At 38.9% G+C, this 17929-nt stretch carries 19 protein-coding genes and 1 pseudogene; 2 read left to right on the top strand and 18 right to left on the bottom strand.

Going from position 1 to position 17929, the window contains the following annotated elements:
* Window positions 1-45: 45 nt before the first annotated feature.
* The 18 genes and pseudogenes from AB3I72_RS00100 to AB3I72_RS00015 form a co-directional block, all read right to left on the bottom strand.
* Window positions 46-642 carry a GNAT family N-acetyltransferase gene (locus AB3I72_RS00100; RefSeq protein ID WP_368023381.1) on the bottom strand — a complete coding sequence of 199 codons (597 nt, stop codon included), beginning with the start codon at window positions 640-642 and terminating at the stop codon, window positions 46-48.
* Window positions 642-1592, bottom strand: coding sequence for a riboflavin biosynthesis protein RibF (gene ribF / locus AB3I72_RS00095; RefSeq protein ID WP_002363808.1), 951 nt, complete (start codon window positions 1590-1592; stop codon window positions 642-644). Before ribF ends, AB3I72_RS00100 begins: the two co-directional genes overlap by 1 nt.
* A gap of 25 nt (window positions 1593-1617) precedes the next feature.
* Window positions 1618-2538, bottom strand: coding sequence for a tRNA pseudouridine(55) synthase TruB (gene truB / locus AB3I72_RS00090; RefSeq protein WP_002357840.1), 921 nt, complete (start codon window positions 2536-2538; stop codon window positions 1618-1620).
* Window positions 2539-2694: 156 nt separating this feature from the next.
* Window positions 2695-3819 (bottom strand): SH3 domain-containing protein, encoded by a 1125-nt coding sequence (locus AB3I72_RS00085; RefSeq protein ID WP_061100973.1) that lies wholly within the window; start codon window positions 3817-3819, stop codon window positions 2695-2697.
* A 118-nt stretch (window positions 3820-3937) separates the two neighbouring features.
* Window positions 3938-4333: a holin family protein gene (locus AB3I72_RS00080; protein WP_368023379.1), complete on the bottom strand. Its 396-nt coding sequence runs from the start codon at window positions 4331-4333 to the stop codon at window positions 3938-3940.
* Window positions 4334-4356: 23 nt separating this feature from the next.
* Window positions 4357-6126: a hypothetical protein gene (locus AB3I72_RS00075; RefSeq protein ID WP_368023378.1), complete on the bottom strand. Its 1770-nt coding sequence runs from the start codon at window positions 6124-6126 to the stop codon at window positions 4357-4359.
* A 32-nt stretch (window positions 6127-6158) separates the two neighbouring features.
* Entirely contained in the window at window positions 6159-7616 is a 1458-nt protein-coding gene (locus AB3I72_RS00070) for a phage tail protein (RefSeq protein WP_002366561.1), read from the bottom strand.
* A gap of 12 nt (window positions 7617-7628) precedes the next feature.
* Window positions 7629-8555 (bottom strand): distal tail protein Dit, encoded by a 927-nt coding sequence (locus AB3I72_RS00065; RefSeq protein WP_002365553.1) that lies wholly within the window; start codon window positions 8553-8555, stop codon window positions 7629-7631.
* Window position 8556: 1 nt separating this feature from the next.
* Window positions 8557-11489: pseudogene (locus tag AB3I72_RS00060) on the bottom strand (hypothetical protein).
* Complete coding sequence (locus AB3I72_RS00055; protein ID WP_002361692.1) at window positions 11479-11847, bottom strand: hypothetical protein; 369 nt, start codon at window positions 11845-11847, stop codon at window positions 11479-11481. The pseudogene AB3I72_RS00060 and the gene AB3I72_RS00055 overlap by 11 nt, the downstream one beginning before the upstream one ends.
* Before the next feature lie 17 nt (window positions 11848-11864).
* Window positions 11865-12224: a tail assembly chaperone gene (locus AB3I72_RS00050; RefSeq protein WP_002357848.1), complete on the bottom strand. Its 360-nt coding sequence runs from the start codon at window positions 12222-12224 to the stop codon at window positions 11865-11867.
* A 34-nt stretch (window positions 12225-12258) separates the two neighbouring features.
* Entirely contained in the window at window positions 12259-12771 is a 513-nt protein-coding gene (locus tag AB3I72_RS00045) for a phage major tail protein, TP901-1 family (RefSeq protein ID WP_002366557.1), read from the bottom strand.
* 12 nt (window positions 12772-12783) lie between these two features.
* The gene (locus AB3I72_RS00040) at window positions 12784-13200 is read right to left on the bottom strand and encodes a hypothetical protein (RefSeq protein WP_002382237.1); all 417 of its coding nucleotides are present in this window, start codon (window positions 13198-13200) and stop codon (window positions 12784-12786) included.
* Between the two features lie 221 nt (window positions 13201-13421).
* Window positions 13422-13829, bottom strand: a complete 408-nt coding sequence (locus tag AB3I72_RS00035) for a RinA family phage transcriptional activator (protein WP_002360491.1) — start codon at window positions 13827-13829, stop codon at window positions 13422-13424.
* 19 nt (window positions 13830-13848) lie between these two features.
* Window positions 13849-14241: a hypothetical protein gene (locus AB3I72_RS00030; RefSeq protein ID WP_016617237.1), complete on the bottom strand. Its 393-nt coding sequence runs from the start codon at window positions 14239-14241 to the stop codon at window positions 13849-13851.
* Window positions 14242-14307: 66 nt separating this feature from the next.
* Window positions 14308-15150, bottom strand: a complete 843-nt coding sequence (locus tag AB3I72_RS00025) for an ATP-binding protein (RefSeq protein WP_033624930.1) — start codon at window positions 15148-15150, stop codon at window positions 14308-14310.
* A gap of 18 nt (window positions 15151-15168) precedes the next feature.
* Window positions 15169-15924: a DnaD domain protein gene (locus AB3I72_RS00020; protein WP_202334942.1), complete on the bottom strand. Its 756-nt coding sequence runs from the start codon at window positions 15922-15924 to the stop codon at window positions 15169-15171.
* Window positions 15925-15969: 45 nt separating this feature from the next.
* Window positions 15970-16152 carry a hypothetical protein gene (locus AB3I72_RS00015; protein ID WP_368023377.1) on the bottom strand — a complete coding sequence of 61 codons (183 nt, stop codon included), beginning with the start codon at window positions 16150-16152 and terminating at the stop codon, window positions 15970-15972.
* A 168-nt stretch (window positions 16153-16320) separates the two neighbouring features.
* Between AB3I72_RS00015 and AB3I72_RS00010 the strand changes: the two genes are divergently transcribed.
* Both AB3I72_RS00010 and AB3I72_RS00005 read left to right on the top strand, forming a co-directional pair.
* Window positions 16321-16803 (top strand): helix-turn-helix domain-containing protein, encoded by a 483-nt coding sequence (locus AB3I72_RS00010; RefSeq protein WP_002360496.1) that lies wholly within the window; start codon window positions 16321-16323, stop codon window positions 16801-16803.
* Between the two features lie 34 nt (window positions 16804-16837).
* Window positions 16838-17323 (top strand): toxin, encoded by a 486-nt coding sequence (locus tag AB3I72_RS00005; RefSeq protein WP_002382232.1) that lies wholly within the window; start codon window positions 16838-16840, stop codon window positions 17321-17323.
* Window positions 17324-17929: the final 606 nt, after the last annotated feature.

Below are 17929 nucleotides of genomic sequence, written 5' to 3'. Positions count from 1 at the left end.
CCAACCACCAGTACTTAACTAGTGGTTGGTGTGTCTTATTATTCTTTATTCATTTATTCCGATGTCCGCTTCAAAGGCTTCTAATTCTGCAGGGTGTGTTTCTGGATAAGCAAAGCATGTTGAAAAATGCCACTCCCCACCACTTGTACCAAAATAACCTGGCAGTAATTCCAAAGCCAATAATGCTTCTGATGTTTCTTTTTCCGGTAACGTAATCTGAAAAGTAGTCGCTGGAACAAAACCGAACTTCTTATAGTAAGTTGGATGGCCCAAGATAATCAATCCGCCGATGCCTAATTCTTTGGCCTTCTGCACAGAATGCTTAATTAACGCTGAGCCTACGCCCGTGTTCTGTGCTTCTGGATGGACACTTAGCGGCCCAACGGTCAAAACAGCCTTCTCTGTATGATCAGGTAATCGTAGTTTGGCTTTTGAAGACATAATATGACCCGTTAATTTTCCTTGATCAGTTTCTGAAACTAAGGACAACTCCGGAATAAAGTCGGCACTTTCTCTTAATAAATGCACGATAAAATGTTCTGTGGGACGCCAGTTTTCGGTCAAGTTTAATTCCTTAAACGCTTGATATGTTAAACGCTCTATAGCTTGATACTCTGCAGGTTTTTCTTGACGAATCTTCATTATTTGTCCTCAGATTGTTGGAAATAGTCAGCCGTATCTCGTTCATCTTGTTTTAATTGGTCGATTAAGGCTTCAGCCCCATTGAATTTCACTTGGTCACGTAAATAATGATTCCAACGAACCACCACTTGTTCGCCATAGATGTCTTGATGGAAGTCCAAAATATAGACTTCCACGGTTAAATCGCGTCCTTCTCCAAAGGTGTCATTATGACCAATTGAGCCCATGCCGACATACCATTTGCCACCAACTTCGATTTGCACAGCATAGACGCCAATTCTTGGTAAGCGCACGGTGCTTTTCACTTTGACATTAGCGGTCGGGAAACCCAATAAACGGCCACGAGCATCGCCATGGACAACTGTTCCTTCTGTTTCATAAATATATCCTAACAACTCCGTGACCTCCTCCATTTCGCCGGCTTCCATTTTTTCGCGAATTCTTGTTGAGCTAATTTTGGCACCAGTCATTTCTTCTTTTGGTACTGTCACCACTTCAAAACGGCCTTGCGCATAAGTTGGTAACTGTTTGACTCCAGCGATTTCTTTAGGACCATACGTATAATCAAACCCAGAGACTGCCACTGCACTATTTAAATTAACGATATACTGATCGACAAAATCTTGCGGTTTTAATTGAGCAAACGCTGAAGTAAATTCGACAATATATAAAATATCAACGCCCAAGTTGGCCATTAGGCGTTCTTTTTGTTCCAAGCTAGTTAAATATTTCATATTTTCTGGTAAAACTTTTTGAAAAACGATTGATGGGTGTTGGTTGAAGGTCATCACAGCTAACTTCAAGCCTTTTTCCTCAGCAATCTTTTTGCCTGTTTCAATTACTTTTTGGTGGCCTTTGTGAACACCGTCAAAAAAGCCTAGGACCATCACGACTTCTTCATTAGGAATTTGATTGGGTTCATAGGGATGATGTAGTTGAATAACTTGCATGTGCAAAAACTTCCTTCTTTTTTATTTAATTATTCCGTAGAACTTTACTTGGTTTCAATAATTTATCATGCGTTGGGTGTGGCATGTATAAACTAACCACTTGATTTTGGTAAAATAAGGCAACTAAGGATTCTGGCATTGCCTTTATTCCTAATTCTTTTTTGTGCAAACGCATGCCATTTTTTACTTTTTGATACAATTCATCTGATAAATCAATTCGTGGGAATTGTTCTACTGCTGTCTCAATGGGCAACAGGCATTGATCGATTGTTTCAGCAGCCATTTGTTTGGCTACTTCTTCTAACGTTAAGCATTGCGCAGCTTGCAAACCGCCACTTGCCGTTCTCGTTAAATCCGACATATGGGCAGGATAGCCTAATTTTTTGCCAGTATCCACGGATAATGTCCGCACATAGGTTCCTTTGCCACAGACCACTTTAAACCGCCAACTTTGTGTTTGAGCGGATTCGTTAAAAATTGGTTCACTAGTACGTTCAAATGAATAAATCATAGCTTTTCGTTGGGGCCGTTCAACTTCTTCCCCGTTCCGCGCATATTCATATAAACGTTTACCATTGACTTTCACCGCAGAAAACATCGGTGGGATTTGTGTGATTTCACCTGTCATTTCGGCCATTGCTTGATCAATTTGTTCAGTTGACAGAGGTGTTGTAACTGGTTTTTTTTCAACAATTTCACCACTAACATCTTCGGTTGTCGTAGCAAATCCAAGTGTAATTTCACCTTCATAGGTTTTGCCAGAATCTACCATGTATTCGATCACTTTTGTTCCTTTGCCAACGCAGATGGGTAAGACCCCTTCGACATCTGGATCTAACGTACCACCATGACCAATTTTTTTGGTATGTAAAATTTTTCTCAATTTAAATACGCAGTCATGACTTGTCATGCCACGTTCCTTCCATAACGGTAAAATGCCGTCCATTATAGTTCCTCCAGTTCCGATAATACTAACTTTGTCATTATAGCATAAAAGTACCTAGCTTCGCAGTCTCCATTGCTTATTCCCTTTGGCAAAATCTCTGCTAAATGCACAAAAAGCCACAAACTCTGCTTTTATCAGAGTTTGTGGCTTTTTTTTTTAGCTAGTAAATGATCCCCATGTATTCTGTGCGTTGCCATCGTTTGGTCCGATTGGCAAATAAATTCTCGCGCCTGTCGTATCTGTTCCACCAATAAAAACATACCCATCTGCAATATAAAACGCATCGTAATAAAAGCGAGTATTTTTGGGCCAGATACCATAAATGGGTGCTGACAAACTAGGTTGTCCTGCTCTTAAAACAATGCCTTCGTCCACACCAATTAGAAATGATTTCTTCGTTTGCGGGCGCCAAAGTTCAGCAATGTCGCCGTCGTTCACATAACCTAACAAATGTCCGCTATTTTCAATACGGTAAAGGTTTTGTCGGTCCGGTAATTTCGCTGTAATTGTTCCTACCTGTGTCCAAAGTGCCTCTGCTGATAGATGTTCATTGATTAAAGCATCTGGTGTTGGATAGATTGAAGTGAAACGAATTGCTTGTCCTACTTGATATTTTGGTGCATTAGGTTTACCCGGCTGAACAATGACAGTCTCACCTGTTTCAGAAACGCCCGTTTGTAAATCTTGTGCCAACTGCGCTTTACTAATCCCCCAACGTGCTAAATAACCATAAGGATCTGTATGATCTCCCCACCAATTTTTTGTAATCCAATCATGAGTGACTATTCCATAACCTGTTCCATCGTCCAGCGAAAAATCAGCACCAATGTTCTGAGCCAAATCACGGGCCAAATTAACATAGGCAGCATAATCTTTTTTAAACGTCGCCGCATTATTCGTTCGAGCCAATTCGATTTGCGCATAGGCTTTTTGATTAGCTAAAGAACCTGCGCCATATTGAATTTGGCCAGCAGGAGCTAATTGTTTCACTCGTCCACCAGATCCGACAAAATATGAGACATAAGCATTTGACCAATTTCGTTTCATATAGGCTACTTCATTGTCTAAACTGTGTGGTCCTAGGTTCCGCTCGTTTCCTGATTCATGTAAAACAATTAATTCATTGGTTGCAGAGCCTGGAAAATAAGTAAAGTTGATCGGATCCGCTTCGATGGTGTAAGCGCAAGCCGTCATCGGAATCGTTAAACTTAAGCCAATCACTAAAGCAAGTTGAATCATTAATTTTTTAAACATAGCATGCTCCTTTCTTAAAAAAGCCATGAAAGGAAAGTCAAAATAACTTCCCTTTCACGGCTTAAACCCGCAGATAAATGGCGGGACAGAAGTGATTTCTTCGGCAATCAGCCGAAAGTTCTACGTTTGTCCCGACCACTTCTACTTAATCATCTTTATTTTTTAACTGAATAAATAACTCTTTTAACTTTTTCGGCATAGGAATAAAGGTCGCAATGTTTTCAAAAAAAGAAAGTCCTTCGTTCGCAATGTAAAAAATCAGAACCATTTCCCGAATTGGCAAATTGTTGCCCACAACTTTTTCAACACGAACCGCTACGGCAACCACAAATAACATCGTCACTTTTTTCGCAATTCCGAGCATACCAATCCGACTGGACAATTCTTTTATGGCGATTGCCTTAATCCAACCTGTGATGAAATCGACAATAATTAAAAAGAGGAAGACATCCAACAATTGATCTAATCCACCTAATAAACGTACGACAATCCCACCGAAAATGCTTAAAAGCATTGTTATTGTGTTGAGATAACGTTCCATGAAAAGTCTCCTAAACTAGCTTGTTATTTTGTTGGAAACGGATCGTCCGTGTACCAACTTCCTTGTAGGTAAATATTTCCACCACGGTTAGAACAAAATATAATTCCCTTATTATCCATCTCATACAAGGCTGTACAAATTGGTTGAGGAAAATTATATTGAACTGCTGTTAAAGGAATATTCCAAGTATTTCTTTTGATAACAGAGTTTATACTATAACCTGTGGGAACATTAAAGACTTTGACTACCTGGTTATTCAATTTCGTTGGATCACTCAAATTACATCTTACAAATGCATCGACACGATTTCCTACCCTAATTAATACAAATTTCATATTGTCTTTATTAAAGGCCGCCTGATATTTTGCCTCGACTTCACCGACTCCGCTAGCTTCATAAATGGCCATTCTAGAGGATTCCAAAGGCAAACCATTGACGGTTGGCATAGTTACAAAATTCTTCACCCCAGCAATCTCTTGATCACCTGTCTGTGTCACAGCTTGACCTTTAATCGCTTCCGCAACGTTTTTCGGGTGCATATATTTACTCGTTAAAGTTCCCGCGACTGCTTCGCTGTCTGATGCGAAGCCATAATTTTCTACATTGCCCAGCCCCACTTGTTCAGCGGTTACTTGGTGCGGATTATCCTGATTTTCCACATGGGTATTGAGTTGCTCTGCCTGAACAAAACCACTCTTCGCTAAAACCGCTTGGGCATCAACAGACAGACCAATATGAAGCCCCACGTAATCAACTTCTACGCTGGCTGGCGTCACCCCATTTGATGAATCTGTATAGCTCATTAAATAAATGAACCCTTCATCTGTGATAAAATTCTGATCATTGATTTGAATTGAAAAATCGCTGAACTCTTTTGCTGATTCTTGAATTTGAGTTACCCAATTATCCGTAGTTGGTAAATACGCAGCGATTTTAATCGTTTGATTATTGGGCGCAGCGGCTTTCACACGTTGATTAATCGTAAAAAATTGAACGTTCTGGCGAATAAATGCTACCGCCTCGTCAATTGTGAATGTTTCAAACATTTGTGGAATTAATTTTTTTGCGGCTTCAACGAGATTGAAGGCCGCTAACTGTTGTGGAATTACACCACTTTGGGTGGAACCTGTTTTCACACCCTCATCATCACGGCTGGCCATTTTATTGTAGTCCGCTTGGGAAACTTCCTCCCAAACGTCTGTTGGCTTCTTAAGAATTTTTGCCGTAAAATCAGTGGAATAACTGTTTGCATTGGTGGCTGTATTGCCGGCCGTTTTACCGTTAAAGTCTAACTTCATTTTGACAGTAGTTGGCTTAGCCAATAAAGAAATGCCATCTGCTTTTGTCATGCGGTCATTCAAATCAATTTGAAGACGATTCGCTAGAGTAGCTTGTTTGATGCCTTGTGTATCTGTGCGTGCTTGGACAATTTCTGGATTACTATCACCCGCTTCTGCTACTAATTGATCGAAATCATTTCGTAAAGTATCAAATTCTTGTTTATTATTATTTGCCGTTGAAACTGCATTTCCTGCAATCGTGATGGCTGTTTTGGCATTGTTCATCGCTTGGTTGGCTGTTTCATTTGCTTGATTGCCTGCATCGGTGGCAATTTGTACGGCTTCTTTGCCAGCTTCATCTGCGATGTTTTTCGCTTCAGAAATTCCATTCGTTAACTGGACTTGGTAAGCATCTACTTTCTCAGCTGATGCATTCGACTGATCCAAGATTGCATTGATTTTAAGGCGACCTTGATTCAGGGTATCTAATTCTTCAATATGTTCTACTGACATTTCGTCACACTCCTCTAGTTTTCATTATTTTATTAAAACTGGCCACCCAATTGGGATTGAATATACACACGACAGATGACCGAAGCATCCAACCATAGTGGCTGATGAGAGAAAAATTGAAGCGTGTGATTGCCGCGTTCGATTTTTCCATCTGTTGTTTTTCGTAAATAACTCAAAATGTTTAGCCGTTGTTGTTGCAATGATAGTTGGGGTAATTTTTTGCCATCCACTACCAAATCAATGTTCGTTACAGAATGCGAAGGTCCTTTAGCAGTTGCCTTGAACGTTAATTCTGCGGTGTTTATATAAAGAATGTCCTCGTCAAAGTATAAATTCAGCTCCACTGGCTGTGTCTTGCTAAGTTCTCCTTGTATTGAACGATTTAAAAGTGTCGTCGCCCCTTGTGCGTAAGTTTCGCTAATCTCTTGTTTCCGACTGAAAGCTGTCATGGTACTATGAATTGTTTCTTGCAGATTTCCCAACTCTAGCTGAATGTCTTGGGGGGCACCAAAGACATCTTTTTTACTTTCTTTTTTGATACGAAGGTTGACACTCCCAAACTCATTCGTATTAATCATGATAACCGTGCCCAACCGCAAACGATCAATTGCTAAAGGTTGATCTGTTAATTTAATTAAATCAGCTGCAGTCACTACCCAAGAAACTTGTGGCTTGGTCCATTCTTCTAACATTCGCAAAGCATTTTCCTTTAATGCCTTGGGATCAGAAAAACGCTGTTCCACCCAAATTGACTCTAATAAACCATAGCGGTCAATTGCGGCCTTGTTCTCTAAATACGGAACCCCTTGATTGACCGAGCGAATATTGACTTTGTTAACACCTTCGCCTGAACCTAATGGATAAATCCGATTGATTAGCATCTTGGGATTACGTTCTATTTCAAATCCTTGCATGTTGTAACCTTCTTGAATTCGCGCAACTGGTTCTGTTGGCGGTTTGACTAATGAAATTTCAAAAGGATAGATCTCTGTATTCCATTGCCAAAGATATTCCTCTTCGAAATCGGCTGGGATGCTAAATAAAGGCTCGACTAGCCCGTTTTCATTCTCCCATTTATAGGTTAATTTCCTTGAAAAATCACATTTTTTTAGGACCCAATGCTTTGTTTTTTGTTTATTCAATAGAAATTGAATGGCCTCTTTCGTTGTTTTGTTTTTAATTTCGTGACAACCAAATAGGACAGTATCGCCTAAGGTACATAATGCTTCTGTAGCAGAGTAGTGAATTTGATTATTGTTCGCATCTTTCTTAATTGTGGTTGGCATCACGCGATATAAACCAATATATTCATTCTCATTATCGGTCAGTTCCACCCATTGCATTTCTGCAATAAATTCATTTTTAGGATCATCTAGTGGCATGGTAAAATCTAAACTGCCAATTTTATTCTCTATTTTTTCATAACTGACTTGATAGGCATTGTCCAAAATTGCCGTATATGTTCTTTTCAAATCCAATGCCATTAACATTTAATCACCCTCCTACACAAATCGGTTAGGATAGCGAATCGTCAAGCGGAAGTCGCTATCTTTGGCTTGAATATACAGCGGTTCATTAGGATATAGATAAAAATCGTTCATTGGTCGAATCATCGGTGCACCATTTTTTGTCAGATAAAAATTTTCAGTATCAATGATAATTTCCGAACGATCAAAGTCTCCTAAGTTAATTGTATCGTTCCGTGTTTTAATCCAAACACCACGTCCGGTTCCTGTTAAAATAATGGTCGGTTTGACTTTTAATCCTTCAACCGTAGGATAAATTTCAATTGGCCGAACTTCTTTGCCTAAATCCCCCATCGTGTAAGCCCGATTTTGAAAGGTAATCATGGTTGATCCCCAATAAGCCCCGCCTTCAATTAAAATTGGAAAATCAACTGCACCTGAGCCTGTATTCCCCATTAAGTAATTTGCTTGAAATGTAATGGTTGGCGAACCCCACATCACACTAGTCGCATCACTCCGTGTGTATTTATAAGGATCAGAAAGCAATAAAGTAAAGGTGCCTGTTACTTGGTTAACGCCTTCGGGTACATCACTCACTGAAGACTTACTACCAAACCACAGCATTTCCGGTTCATCGTTAAACCAAATAGAAACGTCTTTTTCCGTAAACAAAGCAACATTTAAATGATTAAATGCATCTCGAAACGCTTCATTATTCACAGCTGAAAGGCGATATTTGACTGTTAATTCTCGTTCTGGAATCCGCGCATAAACGTGACGTTTACCATCACGAATCCCTAATTGATAGCTTTCAATTTCGCTTGGAACTAATTCTCGTCCTGAAACTGATAATGTTTGATAGCCAGGGATGACTTTTTCTAAAAATTGGCCGTTAAAATTCAACGCTTCTGAAGGAAGAGGCGTTGAATGAGTTGCTTGATTGGTATCAACAAATTTATACATGTTATCCTCTCCTTCCTAAGCGGTTATTTTGTTTCACTTGTTGTCGTTGTAACTCCGTTGCTAAATAAGGCGCCGTAGTTGCTGCGACAACTTTTCCATCTAACGTTGACTCTACTGTCACAAATAATGGTCGATTGTATGCATCATTTTCTAAACGATGGTCAATCGTTGCTGTGAAGTTTCCTCGCCCAGCTAAGTCCAAGGCAAAATCATTTAACAGCGGTAAATCTAAAATAGAAGCCATTGCTCTACTAACGGCTGTTTCGCCTGCATAAATCCCCGTGGCAATCGTGCCGCCGAAATTCAATTTATGCAAATCAGATAAGGGACCTTCTTTTGCTGGTGAAAATGGTAAAAAGTTACGAATTTTACTGACAACTCCATCGATTGCTTCTTTGGCTTTTCCAATTGCGCCTGTAATCCCATCAGCAATCATGCCGACAATATTCGCACCGGCATCGGTGAATTTTGAAAACCAACCTTGGATTGCTTGCCAAGCACCTTCAATTACAGAACCAATGGCAGTTTTTACCTGATCGGCTGCATTGGTAACCCCATTTTTGATATTTTCAACTAACTGTCCGCCCGAAGCTAACAGTTGACCAAAATAAGAACCAATCTTCGTGATCATTTGTGAGATTAATGTTCCTGCTGCGGACAGCAAGGCACCCAATAGACTGAGTACACCATTAATTAAGGCTTGAATCAGTTGAATCCCAGCACTTAACAACTGTGGCAACGCATTGATTAACGCACCCATTAAAGCGGTAATTAGCGTAATTGCTGCAGTAACCAGTTGCGGTAAAATTGAAATAATCCCTTGGATCAAAGCCATTAGCAATTTGACACCTGCGCTGATGATTTGTGGTAAGGCACCAATTAAGGCATTTACCAATGTCAAAATTAAGGTAATAGCTGCCGCAACTAAGGTTGGTAAAATCGAAATAATTCCTTGAATTAACGCCATTAACAATTTGACACCTGCGCTGATAATCTGTGGTAAGGCACCTATCAACGCTGTCACTAACGCTAGAATAATCGTCAGCGCTGATTGAATTAACTGAGGTAAAATAGTCATAATCCCAGTGATTAATGCCATCAAAATTTGTAAACCAGCAGTCAAAATCAACGGTAACATAGTAACAAATGCATTGACTAAGGCCGTGATAATTGAAACACCTGCTGTAACTAGCATTGGTAACGCTGTGACAAAAGCTGTCACTAATGTAGTGATGATATTAATCGCTGCAGTTGTAATTGTTGGCAAGGCGGTAACAATCGCATTAACTAAAGTCATTAATAATCTCAAACCAACTTCTATCAACATTGGTAAGACTGTTGTAATCCCCTGAATCAACGTAGTAATAATTTGTGTTGCCGCTTCAATTAAGACTGGCAAATTGGCAACGATCGCACCAACAATTAACGTAATTAAACTAGATAACGCGGTTACGATGCTTGGAATAGCTTCTGTTATTTTCCCGAGAATACTGGTTAAGACGGTTGTAAAAAGTTGTATAACTTTCGGTAGATTAGCTGCCAGCATTGTTGTAACCGATGTAATCGTGTTACCTAAATTATCAAAGACTTGGGTAATACCACCCGCACTCAAATCACCGGTTTTCATCCAGGCCGTCACGAATGAAACAATCAAGGAAATAATTAGACCAAACGGCCCAGAAATTCCTAATGCAGCCAGTGCAACCTTTGTCAGAACTTTTACCAAAAGACCAACCGCTAAACCAGCTTTGTCAAAGGTGCCACCAAATTGCCCTAATAAGTTACTACCTAATTGCAAACCGCTGGCAAAAACGCCTGCTAGCACACGACCAATTGTTGAAAAAATAGTCGCCATTTTCTCTAAGCCTACTGCAAAAAATTGTTTAAAAACTGCCATTACTTGCTGAAAGGCCGGCTGGATCTGTTGTAGCAATCCTACCAATTTGCCAAACGCCGCTGAAACAGCTCCTTGAATGGCACTAGCTAAGCGATTGATACTATTTCTAAATGTTTCATTAGTTTTATAGAAATAAATAAACGCTGCTACCGCTGCTAAAACGGCTGCTACAATTAAAATTAATGGTCCTCCACTTAAGGCACTAAAACTAGCACTTAGTTTTGATAAGCCACCACCTAACTTCCCAATGTTTCCTTGTACAAGAGCCAAACCAGCACTAAACTGTTGAAATTTTTGCTGAGCCATCGTTACCACAATCAACATGGGCCCAATGGCGGCTAAAATGCCCATAATGGCAACAATAAAAACTTGGACGGGTTTTGGTAATTTGATAAATAAATTCACCAAAGCTGTAATGCCTTTGACGACTGTGATAACCACTTGAACCAAAATTTCCATTCCTGGAGCCATCACGCTTTGAATCACTTGTGCTGCCGCTTCAAATGATTGATTCATCTGAGTCAATGCCCCTTGCAACTCGCCTTGCAATGAATCAGAAATCCCTCCTGCACTAGCCATAATCAGTCCTTGCATTCCTTGAAATTCGCCACTGACCCCAGCACCGACGCCCATAGCTGTTTTTAAAACGTTCAGCATAGGTAAGGAAACGGCACTAGTCATGGCCGTCCCAAAGCTCAGCATATTATTTTGTGCATTAGTAAAGCCATCAGAGGTTTCTTTCCCCGCTTTTTTAGCTGCTTCACCGGCTTGTTCAGCAGAATCTGTTAACGCTGTGTTCATTTGATCTGCTGCCTTTGCTGTTTCGTCTCCTGTTTTTTTCACTGTTTCTCCAGATTGTTGCATGACGGTTTTAAATGTGTTCATGACCGTGGCTGACTGATTGACACCCGCACTAATTTTCCCTAAATATCCACTTAATAAGGCATACTCACCGCTCATACTTTTTAATGCTTGTTGGACGCCTGCAAGGCTTTTCTTTGCCTCCGACAACGCGTTTTTTCTTTGTCATTCTCCATCTACTCTCCTCCCTTCTCGATAGCGGCGTAGACGCTCTGCCACAGTGGCAAGTTGCGTTTTTTTCCGCTCATTTAATTTTGTTCGTTGTGGCTGGTTAGCTGCCAGAACTTCAGCAACTCGTTTTTCATAATCATAAAAACTTTTAAAGCTTTCAAAAACGGGTTTTCCTTTTTTGTTTGTCGCTTGCGCTTTAACATTTAAGTAGGCAAGCTCGTGCCTTTTCCGCTCTTCATCTACTTCTGCTAAATTAAAAGCAATCATTCGTAATTCAAATTCAGACATGGTCATCCGATCCACTTCTTCAAACGAACGACAGCCTAAGTAGCGAAAAGCAGAAAGAGCGATGTCGTGATACACGTCATCGCTCGTTTTAATTAGTTGGTCGCTTGCGCTTCTGCTTTCTTCGCTTCTTTGCTGAACTGATCGATCATTGGTTTTGTAAGAGGTTGCTTTCCCATTTCTTTAAGCAAATCATCTGAAAGTTTTTTGACATCTTGGGTCATTAACCATGCTTCAATTTCCGACTTACCTATTTTTAATTGCCCACTTTGTAAAGCTTCCATGATGTCAACTAAGATTACTGGATTGTATTGGCGTAAATAAATCATTGCTGAACTGATGCCCATGCCGAATTTGGCAGCGCCATTTTCAATTTGGTAACGTTTATCTAATTCGCGAATCGCGCCAATCGTAAATTTCACTTCAATTGTTTTTCCGTTAATCTCTAAATTCATTTTTTATCCTCCTAAAATTCAACACTTTTTTTGATTATGCGCCAGGTTGTGGTGCTTTCTCTGGAACGGTATCTTGGAACGCATATTGTGCTTCCGCAATAATATCTGCTTCTACTGTTGCAAAGCCATCTTGTGGCTTGCCATTAATAGAGGCTTCTGTTTCGATTTCTACTAATTCTTCTACATTGGCTGGTAAACTCCATGAATTTACATAACCTTGGGCATAAATTGCTGGATATTTACCTTCCGCATTTTTTTCACCTTTTAAATCAACATCCCAAAATTCCATTAAGATGCCATCTTCAACTGCGTCTTTCATGTATAAATTTTCATCATCTCGAGAGGCTAAACCGCTTAACGATAACGTAACTTCTAAACCAGAAACAGCATTCGCAACGCCATCTTTTGTTTGCGTACCGCTCGATTCACGTGAGAATTCCCATTCATGTTCAATTTGAAATAAGGGTTTCATTGCTTTCTTTGTCGCTGCTTCATCCAAGCGACGAACTAATAAAATACGGTCTTTTCCTTGCATAACTTCTCCCATTGATAATTCCTCCTAGTAAAATTGCATGTGTAATGGTAGTACAGCATGCCAAATTGTTTTTTTCATTTGTTTGGTATCTTTTACCATTTGTGCTTTGACTTCTTGATGTTTGATACCCCAATTAAAATGAGCCGTTCGTTTTAAGTTACTGGTTGCCTGCCGTAAAATCGTTCCTTTAATTGTAGAAATTTGTTGTCGTTCAGATAACGCACCATAAACATGCATTATTAATTCAATTTCTCCCAAAATAGCTGATTTAGTTGGCTTAGGTAATTCTTTACTATCACCTAAATAAACAAATGGCTGATCTGGTAAATCTGTCGGCAGTTCCTCTAGCAACAAAAATCCTGACGTCTGGCAGATTGCAACAAGGGCTTCATATAACTCTTGTTCCGCTTCATTCATTTTTAGCGCCACCTTTCCATTCAAAAAATTCAGGATTGGTTAACAAATTGGCTCTCTTCTAGTCAAAATGAAGGATCTTGAAAGTAGCCGGCATTTTCTGCTCCTTCATAGCTGACACAAGAAAGCAGTCAAAATTATAGAATTCCGTGTCTTCATTTTTTTGGTTGCCTCACGTTTATCTATCTCTTTCGACACTATTAATTTACCATGTTGACACCTGAAAAAATTCCACGCTTTTTCCATGTTTACATCCCCAGTTCATCCGCCACCGCTTCAAAGAAATGATTTCTTAATTTATAGGCTTGGCTTTTACTAATAAATAATTGCTGGGCAAGTCCAATTAATGTTAAAGAGGGCCGTTTTTTCATATATAATTCTTCAATAATCACGCGCGTTTGTTCATCCGCTTCAGCTAAACAATTTTTGATAATGTCTCGATTTCTCTCTAAGTTCCACAGACGACGATCCATAGCTATCGTAATCGCCATTCGTTCGGTCACTACAGAGTGAAGTCCTTGTCCTCTAATACCAGCATTTAAATCTGCTTCTTGATAAGGGTGCCGTAATTCTTCTTCCCGTTGCCGGATATACTCATCTGTTTTATAAAAGTCTGCTAAAATATCTTTGATATAATTAAATGTTGACGTACGCATTGGTTAATCTCCTTTACTTTTATTCATTTAAAAGTGTTAATCGATAAATAAAATAACACTCTTTCGACATTTCTAAGCCGTGACGAATCGCTTCATCTGAATAACCGAGCCAAATTAAATAGAGATACTCGCTTTTTGTAAACGTTGCGGCCTTAATGGATTGGATGGGTCTTGATTGATCCATCGACCAATTACCGATTGCTTGTCCTAATTCTTGAATTTCCTGCATAATAAGTTTATTTTTTTGACTTGCCCAATCGGGATATTGATTCATTAGTTGTAAGAGTCGTTTTCTTTTTTGTGCTTTTTCGCTTTGTTGCTTTGAAATATCTTTAAATACAACGCTTTTCATTTCAAATAAATCTTTTTTACGTTTTGTTAAATTACTCATGTTTACGGCCTTCTCTTTCACCAATTAGATAACCTAACATTAGTGTCATTGTCCAAAAGATAAACCCAATAATAATTGTTAACATATTTATTTCACACTCCTCATTCGTTTGTCTGTTGTGTCTTTATATTGGAAAACATAGCCACTGGCGTGCTTCATTAGACGAGAAATAATGCGTGTTCCATAGGCCTCCACCAGTTGTTTTCCAGAAAAATTAGTAGTAAAAATAGTTGCTTTATTCTGTCTAGCTTCTAAAATTCGGTTTAAGATGTCATTGTTAAAATCCGTACTAACTTTATTTTTAATTCCTAATTCAGCACCTAAATCATCTAAGACCAAAACGTCTGCTTTTTTCATTCTAGTAATATACGCTTGAGCCTTTGCTTGGCTTTTGGCCGATTCATTCATGGACATTTTTAGTTTTTCTAATACCTCAGAGTAGCTGACAAATAAACAATACTTTTGATATGCAGAGCGTTCTAAGACTTCAACTAAAATACTGATAGCCAAATGACTTTTACCGACACCAGGTTTCCCTGAAAAAATAACGTGAATTGGCTTTCCTTCAACAATCGCTGAAACTGCTGCTAAGGCCCGTTCTTTTGCTTGTCTTGTTTCTAATTCAGTGGTTTGGTAATTGGTTAAGCGACATTGCCGTAGCGCATCATCAGCAATTAAGGACCCTTGATGAAAAAATTTTTGTGTACGCGCCATAAAACTCTCTTGAGAACGTTGTTGAGTGGCTTCTTGTTCATGTTTTTTTAGCATTTTATACCCACACGACCAACAAGTTGGGGCACAACGTTCTGTGCCATCTTTATTTTTTTGTTGCCAAACATATTGTTCACTGCCACATTCAGGACAACGGTCTTCAACTTTTTCTAACAATTGACTCAATAGTATTTGAAAAGTTTGATCTGTCGCATGCATACTGATTTCCTCCTTTCTTTAAAAACCTAACTCTTGATATTCTTCTGTCATTTGCGGCGTATGCTCCAACACTTGTTTTTTATCATTTATCAGAACTTCATGTACGGATAAATAATTTTGCTGCTCCCAACTTTTCAAAATAGCATTTATATAGCCGTAATTCCGTTTATTTCGATCAACGGCAATTCCTAAAGCATGCAAGATTAATTGGCATGCTTCCTCTTGGCCAGCCCCTTTTTGCATAAAATCTTGCAACCAATACTTAAAATCTTGGCTTGTTTTTGAGGCCAGTGTACCAAAGCCGTTTTCCTCATAAAAATGATAAATCATCTTTAAACAATCGTTTTCTGAACTACTACCTTGACTCTGACCTAACTTAGACTGGACTATGCTTTCCTGTGGTAACCGTTGGTAGTCAGCTGGTTGACCACTGACAGACGATTCTACTTTAAACGTATAAGCTTTGCTATTTTTTTCAACAATCTGATTTTTCTCTTCTTGATACAAGGTTGGTTTGTAACGATCACTGCGAATATAATTATGAATTTTCCAATGTTTGATAACGATCACACCACTTTCAAATACTAGAATAAATTTTTTAACCATTAGCAATTTTAGATCGTCTTCCCCACAACCAACCATTCGCTGCAATTTTTTGGGATTATTGATAAATCCATCATCATCGGCACGCATCGCTAAATGAAAATACAGGGCCTGACTTGATAAAGGCATATCTAAAAACGCATCACTATCAATAATCGTTTTTGCAAACATGCGTCGTTCTGCCAATCCGCTTCTCTCCTTTTGACTAAATTATTGTTACTCTGTTAGTAATTCCATGAGGCCAATCATACCAATCACGATGACCCCAATTTTTATTGAGACACTGCTTATTAATAAAATAATTGCTAAAAGTAACATATCCGACAACGTTTTTTTATAATTCCGACTCATTTCTTCACCCTTTCTACAAAAATACGGTTTTCCGAACAAAATGTTCAAAAAAATAGTTCAGTTAACCGAACATTTGAATGGCTCTATCTTAGCATCAAATATTTTCACTGTCAACTCATAAGTTCGGTTTTATGAACCTTTAATTTTAATTGCGATTGTTACTTGCCTTCTCTAAACAGGTATAGTATACTTTGAGGCAATAGGAGGTTCGGAAATATGAACATTTTTGCTGTCCGTTTAAAAGAGGCTTTAACAGCCAAGAACATCAAACCTAGTGATTTAGCGAAAAAAACTGGCATCGGTAAATCTTCGATCAGCGATTGGCTAGCTGGTCGTTACGAAGCAAAACAAGACAAAGTTTATCGCATTGCAGATGCATTAGATATTAATGAGGCCTGGTTGATGGGACAAGAGGTTCCCATGGAAAAAAATGCCTCAACTATCGACCGCATTTATAAAAAATTAGAACCCCAACGACAAGCCATCGTTTATCAATTTGCCGAACAACAATTACACGAACAACAAACGCAAGCAGAAATTCTCTCATTCCCTCGCCGTGACGAAATGACACTGGCTGCCCACGCTGGGGATCCAGAAAAGATATTTTCAAAAGAAGAGATCGAGAAAATTCACGATTACTTGGATGAAATTGATGCCAAATATCAACAATCGATTTCTTCTGACAAAAAAGAGGATTAACTTCCCATCTACTCTTTTTATTAAGTAATGGCAGGTGAATGGTAAAGTGAATGATTATGAAAAACTCGTCAGTTCCATTCAAAAGGATGTGACGGTTTTAGAAATTGATTTATACAATCAAACAGGTTGTTATGGGTTGTATCGAAATGGCAAAATTTATATTGAAAAAACATTGAGTACCCGTCAAAAGAAGAACATTTTAGCCGAGGAATACGGGCATTATCAAACATCCGTTGGCACTATTTTAAATCAAAATTGTACAGAAAATCGGAAGCAAGAGTTGAAAGCCCGCAATGTGGCCTTAGAGCAATTAGTTACATTAGACGATTTAATTCGTTGCTCTGAAGCTGGCTTAAGCAACCATTATTCTTGTGCTGAATTTTTGGAAATCGATGTTGAAACATTAAAAAATGTGATTACGTACTATCGACAAAAGTATGGCGCCACTTATCTTTATAAAGGACGGATTTTTGAATTTAGGGATTATTCTGTGATGGTATTAAATACTGGGTTAACTTAAAAAGCATGAGCGTGGGACAAAAATCACTTTGGATTTTTGTTCCACGCTCAAAAACTGATAAACGGCGGGAACAGAAGCAACTCCTTCGGAAATTCCTTCTTATTGGCTTTCTCATGTGAGCATTCGTCGCAGTTTAGCCTTTTTAAGTGCTAAGAAACACTATTTGCAAAGCAAATAGATGACATCTTGCAAAGCAAATAGATGACATCTGCGATTACTCGATGTATTTGAGCCTTTGGGAGTGTTGAACAGTACCTACTTGGTTCTCGGAGTTAAACACTTCTGTCCCGACCTCATGCTTAAAAGTATTCTGGAAATTTCAAGAGCGTTTTTTATACCAATGGTTAATATGTCCGACGCCAATCATAAGATTTGGGACAAGTATGAGGACGAATATAAATGACGGCCAAAATCCGATGAACTGAATAATACGTTCCCGCATACTATGTAGTACAAATTAGAAAAGAAAAAAGTACAGGGAACTCTTGCCTGAACCCATTTCTTTTAAATAACGATCTCCATTTTTATAGAAAGCAACAATTCTTTTCATTTTTGCACCTCCATGACTATTTTATCAAGAAATCATGAAAAGAAAAAGCACACCAT

It is taken from the genome of Enterococcus sp. GC34, from assembly GCF_040886645.1.
Lineage (GTDB): Bacteria > Bacillota > Bacilli > Lactobacillales > Enterococcaceae > Enterococcus > Enterococcus faecalis.
The sequence above is the reverse complement of the archived record's forward strand: the minus strand, read 5'-3'. Positions and strand labels throughout refer to the sequence as shown.